Genomic DNA, 1,916 nt, shown 5'->3' on the forward strand with positions numbered 1-1,916 from the left:
CCTGGCTTCGTGTTTCTCGCGCGGGGGGGGGCCGCCGGCGCCCCCCCCCTGTGGGTGGCCCTGTGGCGTTGCCTGTTCGGGCTGCTGGCCCTGCTGGTGGTGTGCGCGGTGCGGCGGTCGGCGATCCCCCGGGACGCGGCCACGTGGGGGCACGCGCTGGTCGTCGCCGCGCTGCTGAACTCCGCCCCGTTCGCCCTGTTCGCCTACGGGGAGCAGCACGTCGACTCGGTGCTGGCCGGGATCTTCAACGCCACCACCCCGCTGCTGACGGTGCTGTTCGCCGTGCTGCTGGTCGCCGACGAGCGCCTCACCGCGACCAAGGCGACGGGCCTGGTCCTGGGCTTCTGCGGGGTGCTGGTCGTCCTCGGCGCGTGGCACGGGATCACCGGCGGGACCCTCGTCGGCGGCCTGGCCTGCCTCGCCGCCACCACGTGCTACGGGGCCGGGTTCGCCTACGCCCGGCGCTCCTTCTCCCAGCGGCCCGGGTCGGCGGCGGCGCTGTCCGCGGTCCAGATCGGCTGCGCGACGGCCGAACTCGCCGTGGTCACCGCGGCCGTCGGCGTGGCGCCGACCTGGCCGGGCTGGGGCGCGGCCGTCGCGCTGCTCGCCCTGGGCGCGCTGGGCACCGGCGTCGCGTACGTCCTGAACCTCCAGGTCATCCGGCACGCCGGCCCCACGGCCGCGTCGACGGTCACCTACGTCACCCCGCTGTGGTCGACCGCCATCGGCGCGGTGCTGCTGTCCGAACCGGTCAGCTGGAACACCTTCGCCGGCGCGGCCCTGGTGATCGCGGGCGTCCTCGTGACCCGGGTGCGCACCGGCGGCCGGGCCGCGGCGGCGCAACGCGCGTGAGGCCGGCCGCTCCCCCACCTCCGCGGCGGTCGTCCGAGACGCCTTCCGCGGGTGGCGCGGCGCTCCGCCGCCGTGCGGCCGGGTCAGCCCCGAGCGACCGGTGCGCGGGGGTCGGGCGGGGCGGCGAAGACCAGCGGCTCGCTGGGCCACCCCGACTGGACGTACCAGCACTCACCGGTCCCGGGCGAGGCCACGACGGACTCGAAGGCCTCGACCACCTCGGGCACGTCCAGGATCGGCAGGCCCAGGTCGCTGATCACGCCCCGGAAGCCGTCGATGATCGGGGTTTCGGCGAACCCGGGGCACAGGGCGTTGATCCGGATGCCCTCGTGGGCGTGCAGCGGGGCCAGTGACCGCACGTAGTTCACCACGGCCGCCTTGGTGGCGCCGTAGACCGGGTCGAAGGGCATGGGGACCAGGCCCGCCATGCTCGCCACCGCCACGACGCTGCCGCCACCGCGCGCCCGCAGCGCGGGCAACGCCGCCTGCACGCCGTAGACGACGCCGTCCAGGTTCGTGGTCACCACCCGCCGGTAGTGCTCCACGTCGAACTCGCCACCCGCGGTGACCACGCCGGCGTTCAGGCAGGCGATGTCCAGCCCGCCGAACTCCGCCACGGCCACCTCGACCGCGGTCCGGCTGTCGTCGGCTTCGCGCACGTCGCACCGGACGAACCGGCCGCCGACCTCCTCCGCGAGGACCGCGCCCGCCTCGGCGTCCACGTCGGCCACCACCACGCGGGCTCCGCCGACCGCCAACCGCCGCGCGACGGCCGCGCCGATGCCGTTCGCGGCACCGGTCACCAGCGCGACCCTGCCCTCGTAGGTGTTGTCGTCCACCAAGACCTCCTCGTAGCCCCGGACTGGGATCCCACCCGCGCCCGAGGCCCCGGACAACCCTCCGAACCGAGGTTTCACCTCGCCGCCACCCGCCGGTCCCCGAACCGACGACCGCCCCGCGATCGAGCGCCCCGGGAACCGGACCGGGCCGGCCCGCGCGGCACGGCGACGCCGCGGTGGCGGTGCCCGGTCAGGGCGCGTTCCCGGGCCGGACCAGGGCGGTGA

Annotated in this window: 2 protein-coding genes; one reads left to right on the forward strand and one right to left on the reverse strand. The window is 76.2% G+C overall.

The features are described 5' to 3' along the window. Positions 1 to 9 precede the first annotated feature (9 nt). The gene (locus tag ACFV4N_RS43270; RefSeq protein WP_499678513.1) at positions 10 to 852 is read left to right on the forward strand and encodes a DMT family transporter; all 843 of its coding nucleotides are present in this window, start codon (positions 10 to 12) and stop codon (positions 850 to 852) included. 83 nt (positions 853 to 935) lie between these two features. On the opposite strand, the gene ACFV4N_RS43275 is transcribed toward ACFV4N_RS43270, so the two are convergent. Beyond that, positions 936 to 1,691 (reverse strand): SDR family NAD(P)-dependent oxidoreductase, encoded by a 756-nt coding sequence (locus ACFV4N_RS43275; protein WP_499678512.1) that lies wholly within the window; start codon positions 1,689 to 1,691, stop codon positions 936 to 938. Between the last annotated feature and the right edge of the window lie 225 nt (positions 1,692 to 1,916).

The sequence above is a fragment of the Actinosynnema sp. NPDC059797 genome (genome assembly GCF_042732085.1).
In the GTDB taxonomy this organism is placed as follows: domain Bacteria; phylum Actinomycetota; class Actinomycetes; order Mycobacteriales; family Pseudonocardiaceae; genus Actinosynnema.